Source organism: Streptomyces sp. NPDC056361, from assembly GCF_042262805.1.
Taxonomy (GTDB): Bacteria; Actinomycetota; Actinomycetes; order Streptomycetales; family Streptomycetaceae; genus Streptomyces.
Genome location: NZ_JBHJQI010000277.1, coordinates 1 through 4,488 on the forward strand (window position 1 = coordinate 1; position 4,488 = coordinate 4,488).

The 4,488-nt window shown below is 71.7% G+C and carries 5 protein-coding genes; 2 read left to right on the forward strand and 3 right to left on the reverse strand.

Annotated features, from left to right (window positions below):
* Positions 1 to 2 precede the first annotated feature (2 nt).
* The 3 genes from ACFCY7_RS39905 to zapE all read right to left on the reverse strand — a co-directional run bounded on the left by ACFCY7_RS39905 (position 3) and on the right by zapE (position 3,049).
* Positions 3 to 1,364, reverse strand: coding sequence for an alkaline phosphatase PhoX (locus ACFCY7_RS39905; RefSeq protein ID WP_376490982.1), 1,362 nt, complete (start codon positions 1,362 to 1,364; stop codon positions 3 to 5).
* 139 nt (positions 1,365 to 1,503) lie between these two features.
* Positions 1,504 to 1,929: an OsmC family protein gene (locus ACFCY7_RS39910; protein ID WP_376490983.1), complete on the reverse strand. Its 426-nt coding sequence runs from the start codon at positions 1,927 to 1,929 to the stop codon at positions 1,504 to 1,506.
* 34 nt (positions 1,930 to 1,963) lie between these two features.
* On the reverse strand, positions 1,964 to 3,049 hold the full coding sequence (gene zapE / locus ACFCY7_RS39915; protein ID WP_376490984.1) for a cell division protein ZapE: 1,086 nt from the start codon (positions 3,047 to 3,049) through the stop codon (positions 1,964 to 1,966).
* A 36-nt stretch (positions 3,050 to 3,085) separates the two neighbouring features.
* Here zapE and ACFCY7_RS39920 point away from each other — a divergent pair, with 36 nt between their 5' ends.
* A complete protein-coding gene (locus ACFCY7_RS39920; RefSeq protein WP_376490985.1) occupies positions 3,086 to 3,874 on the forward strand; it encodes a pyrimidine reductase family protein in 789 nt (262 codons plus the stop codon).
* A 106-nt stretch (positions 3,875 to 3,980) separates the two neighbouring features.
* The gene (locus ACFCY7_RS39925; RefSeq protein WP_376490986.1) at positions 3,981 to 4,451 is read left to right on the forward strand and encodes an indole-3-glycerol phosphate synthase; all 471 of its coding nucleotides are present in this window, start codon (positions 3,981 to 3,983) and stop codon (positions 4,449 to 4,451) included.
* The last annotated feature ends 37 nt before the right edge of the window (positions 4,452 to 4,488 follow it).

A 4,488-nucleotide genomic window follows, 5' to 3' on the forward strand; every position in this document is an offset into this window, starting at 1 on the left:
GGTCAGTACCAGGGGCCGGTGATCGCGAAGGTCGTGCCGGGGGTGTAGCAGTTGACGTACATGGTGCCGCGGTCGGGGGAGAAGGTGACGCCGGCGAACTCGCCCCATTCGGGGGTGCCGGGGGTGCCGATGTTCTGGGCGCCCCGGGCGACGGGGTACACCTCGCCCTTGCGGCTGACGCCGAAGACGTGCTGGGCGCCGTCGCCGTCCTCGCAGACCATGAGGCCGCCGGTGGGGGCGAGGCAGATGTTGTCGGGGGACTCGCCGGGCAGCCGCACGTCGGTGTCGGGGCCGAAGACGACGACGAGGGTGAGCCGGCGGCGGTGGGGCTCGTACTTCCAGACCTGGCCGAAGTGGGTGGCGGCGGAGCCGTCCTTGAGGCGGGCGAAGGAGGAGACGAAGTAGACGGCCCCGCCGCCCCAGTAGCAGCCTTCGAGCTTCTGGGCGTGGGTGATGCCCTTGGGCCCGAAGTCCTGGAGCCTGATGGGGGTGGTGGTGGCCAGGGGGTCGGGTACGGGGACCCATTCGACGCACTCGAAGCGGGCGCCGGGCTCCTGGACGAGGGACAGGTCGGGGACGCCGGGGACGCGCATGGCCTCCAGGGCGCCGCCGGCGCGGAGGGATCCCGTGCCGCCGAGCGGCCGGTGGGGCAGGAAGCGGTAGAAGAGGCCGAAGGGGCGGTCGAAGGCGTCCTCGGTCTCGTAGACGATGCCGCTGCCCGGGTCGACGGCGATGGCCTCGTGCTGGAAGCGGCCCATGGCGGTGAGGGGCACGGCTCCGGTGCGGTGCGGGTCGGCGCCGTCGACCTCGAAGATGAAGCCGTGGTCCTTGGTGTAGCCGTTGGTGCCGGCCCGATCCTCGGTCTCCTCGCAGGTCAGCCAGGTGTTCCAGGGGGTGGGGCCGCCCGCGCAGTTGACCGCGGTGCCGGCGATGGCGACGCGTTCGCCGAGGACCTCGTTGCGGCCGTCGAGTTCCAGGACCGTGCAGCCGCCCTTGGCGGCGGGGTCGTACGTCAGGCCGGGGACGGTCGGGACGGCGATCTTCCCGGTGACCCGGTTCTCGTGGTTGCGGACGAGGTGGACGCGGCCCCGGCGGCCGGGGAAGGCGCCCATGCCGTCGTGGTTGCTCGGGACGGGTCCTTCGCCGGAGCGGAGCGGATCGCCCTGCCGCGAGAGGACCTTGTAGCGGAAGCCGGCCGGCAGGTCGAGGAGTCCGGCCGGGTCGGGGACGAGGGGGCCGTAGCCGCCCCGGCTTCCGGCGGCGGCCGCGCTGCCGGCGAAGAGTTCGGTGAGGGCGCCGGTGAAGGCGATGCCGGCGACGGACGCGCCGGTGCGGGACAGGAGCTGACGTCGTGTTGCGGACATGAGGCAACAACCCACTTCCTGTTGGCGGACAGACAGGTGGTGTGTGACGTGTGACCCGCATGTGTGTATCACGCACCGTCGTGACGCGTGAACCATGCGGGCCACAACTGCCCCGTGTGGCGCGTGTTCTGACCTGGGGTCAGGCGAGGTTCGCGGTGAGGGTGATCGTCGTGCCCGTGAGCGCCTGGCTGACCGGGCAGTTCTTCTTCGCGTCCTCGGCGAGCGCCTTGAACTGGTCCGCGTCCAGGCCGGGGACCTCGCCGGTCACGGTCAGGTGGATGCCGGTGATGCCCTCGCCCGGCTGGAAGGTGACGTCGGCCTTGGTCTCCAGGCGGGTCGGCGCGCTGCCGGCCTTGGCCAGGCCGTTGGAGAAGGCCATCGAGAAGCAGGACGAGTGCGCGGCGGCGATGAGCTCCTCGGGGCTCGTCTTGCCGTTCGGCTCCTCGGACCGGGCGGGCCAGGAGACGTCGTACGAACCGAGGCCGGAGGAGTCGAGGGTGACGACGCCGGAGCCCTTGAGGAGGTCGCCCTGCCAGACGGTGTGTGCGTGACGCACGGTGGCCATGGTGGATCCCTTTCGATCGGGTACGGCCACCAAGCTACTGCGCGACGAGGCCCTTCGCGTCGCGGGCGAGCGCGGTGAGCCGCGAGATCGCCCGGAAGTACTTCTTGCGGTAGCCGCCGTTCAGCATCTCGTCGCTGAACAGCCCGTCGAAGGGGAGTCCGGAGGCGAGGACGGGTATCTCGCGGTCGTAGAGCCGGTCGGCCAGGACGACGAGCCGCAGCGCGGTCGACTGGTCGGGGACGGGCTGGACGTCGGTGAGGCAGACCGCGGTGAGGTCGTCGGTGAGCGCGCCGTACCGGCTCGGGTGAACCTTGGCCAGGTGTTCGAGCAGGTGTGGGAAGTCGTCGAGGGAGGCGCCCGGCGTCGCGTACGCGGTCTCCGTGACGACCTGGTCGGTGTGCGGGGCGGGGGCTTCGGGCAGCCCGCGGTGGCGGTAGTCCTCGCCGTCGATCCGCAGCGGCATGAAGTGGGCCGAGAGGCCCTGGATCTCGCGGAGGAAGTCGGCGGCGGCGAAGCGGCCCTCGCCGAGCTTGCCGGGGAGCGTGTTGGAGGTGGCGGCGAGCGCCACGCCCGCCTCGACGAGCTTGGCGAGCAGGCTGGAGACGAGGACGGTGTCGCCCGGGTCGTCGAGCTCGAATTCGTCGATGCAGAGGAGGCGGTGCCCGCTGAGGGTCTTCACGGTCTGCTGGAAGCCGAGCGCGCCGACCAGGTTGGTCAGCTCGACGAAGGTGCCGAAAGCTTTCAGCGAGGGCTCGGCGGGGGTGGCGTGCCAGAGGGAGGCGAGCAGGTGGGTCTTGCCGACGCCGTATCCGCCGTCGAGGTAGACCCCGCGCGGCCCGGTCGGAGCGGCCGGCTTCTTGGCGAACCAGCGGCGCTTGCCGGCGCCGGAGGCGTGCGCTCCGCCCAGTCCCTCGGCGAACGAGCTCAGCGCCTTGACGGCGTCCGTCTGGCTGGGCTGGTTGGGGTCCGGGAGGTAGGTGTCGAACCGGACCGAGTCGAACCGCGGCGGCGGCACCATCTCCGCGACGAGGCGGTCGGCGGGGACGTGGGGCTCTCGGGAGCAGAGCGAGAGCGGGGCCGCTTCGGCGGAGGCGGCTTCGGAGAGGGCGCGGGTCGACACAGTTCCCCACTGTAATCGTCATGTCAGACTGCGAGGATGCGACGACTGCTCCCTGTGACGGACATGACAGCCCCCGAGACCCCCGCGGGTCCGGCCGCCGCCGGTGGTCGCGAGTGGTCGCTCGACGAGCTCGCCGACGCCTACGCGTATCCGGAGGGCGACGGTGTGTGGCTGCGGGCCAACATGGTCTCCTCGCTCGACGGCGCCGGTCAGCACGACGGACGGTCCCAGCCGCTCTCCTCCGAGACCGACATGCGGATCTTCGGCACCCTGCGGGGCCTGGCCGACGTGGTCGTCGTGGGTGCCGAGACGGTACGTCTGGAGGGTTACCGCCCCGCACGGGCGCGCGAGGCCTTCGCCGCCCGCCGGGCCGCCGCGGGGCAGGGGGAGGCGCCCGTGATCGCCGTGGTCAGCGCCTCCCTCGCCCTCGACTTCTCGCTGCCCCTCTTCACCTCGCCGCTGGTGCCGACGCTGATCCTGACCGGGGCCGCCGCTCCGCCCGACCGGGTCGCCGCGGCCCGGGCGGCGGGCGCCGAGGTGCTGGTCGCGGGCGACGGGGCCGGGGTCGATCCGGCCCGCGCGGTGGCGGTGCTGGCGGAGCGCGGACTGCGGCGGCAGCTGACCGAGGGCGGGCCCCGGCTGCTGGGCCAGTTCGTGGCGGCGGAGGTGCTCGACGAGCTGTGCCTGACGCTCTCGCCGACCATGACGGCGGGCGGTGCCCAGCGGATCGCCGGGGGCCCTTCGGTGGCCGTCCCGACACGCTTCCAGGTGGCTTCCGTGCTGGAGCAGGACGGCTTCCTCTTCACCCGCTACCGTCGGATCTGACAATCGGCGGAATTTGTCGTTCCGCTTAGCGTCCGCTGGGCACACTTACTGTCGCAGACCCCGTGCGGGCACGGGGAAGGATGGTTTCCGCAGAAGGGCTCCTGAGGTGTTCACAAGCGTTCTGATGATCGAGAAGCCCCTGACGTCCGTCGACGTGGAATTCGTCACCACCCTGCACGGCGACGAGGGCGTGTCCTTCATCGTTCTCATGCAGCCGCGTGGTGACCAGGCCGATGTACTGCTGCGTGCCATCGACGACGTAGCCATGGGCGAACTGAAGGAAGCGGCCCGCGAGGGCGACGAACCGGAGGGCAAGGCTGCCAGGATCCCCGCCGAGCAGGCCCTGGAGGCCTCGCTCCAGGCCCTGAGGAACGCCGGCTGCGAAGCGGTCGGCCAGGTCGTCGAGGACCACCCCCTCACCAAGATGAAGGCGGTGGTCGAGGAGTCGGAGGCGGACGAGGTGATCGTGCTCACCGCCCCCCACTACGTGGAGGAGTTCTTCCACCGGGACTGGGCCTCCCGGGCCCGCCACAAGGTCGGCGTACCCGTGCTCAAGCTCTTCGCCCACAGCGACTGACGGACCCCGGCCGTGTCCGCGCCCCGTGCAGGGGGCG

Excerpts from the sequence above, each read along its gene's own strand:
- ACFCY7_RS39910 (WP_376490983.1), bottom strand. The coding sequence starts at position 1,929 with ATGGCCACCGTGCGTCACGCACACACCGTCTGGCAGGGCGACCTCCTC.
- ACFCY7_RS39920 (WP_376490985.1), top strand. The coding sequence starts at position 3,086 with ATGCGACGACTGCTCCCTGTGACGGACATGACAGCCCCCGAGACCCCC.
- ACFCY7_RS39905 (WP_376490982.1), bottom strand. The coding sequence starts at position 1,364 with ATGTCCGCAACACGACGTCAGCTCCTGTCCCGCACCGGCGCGTCCGTC.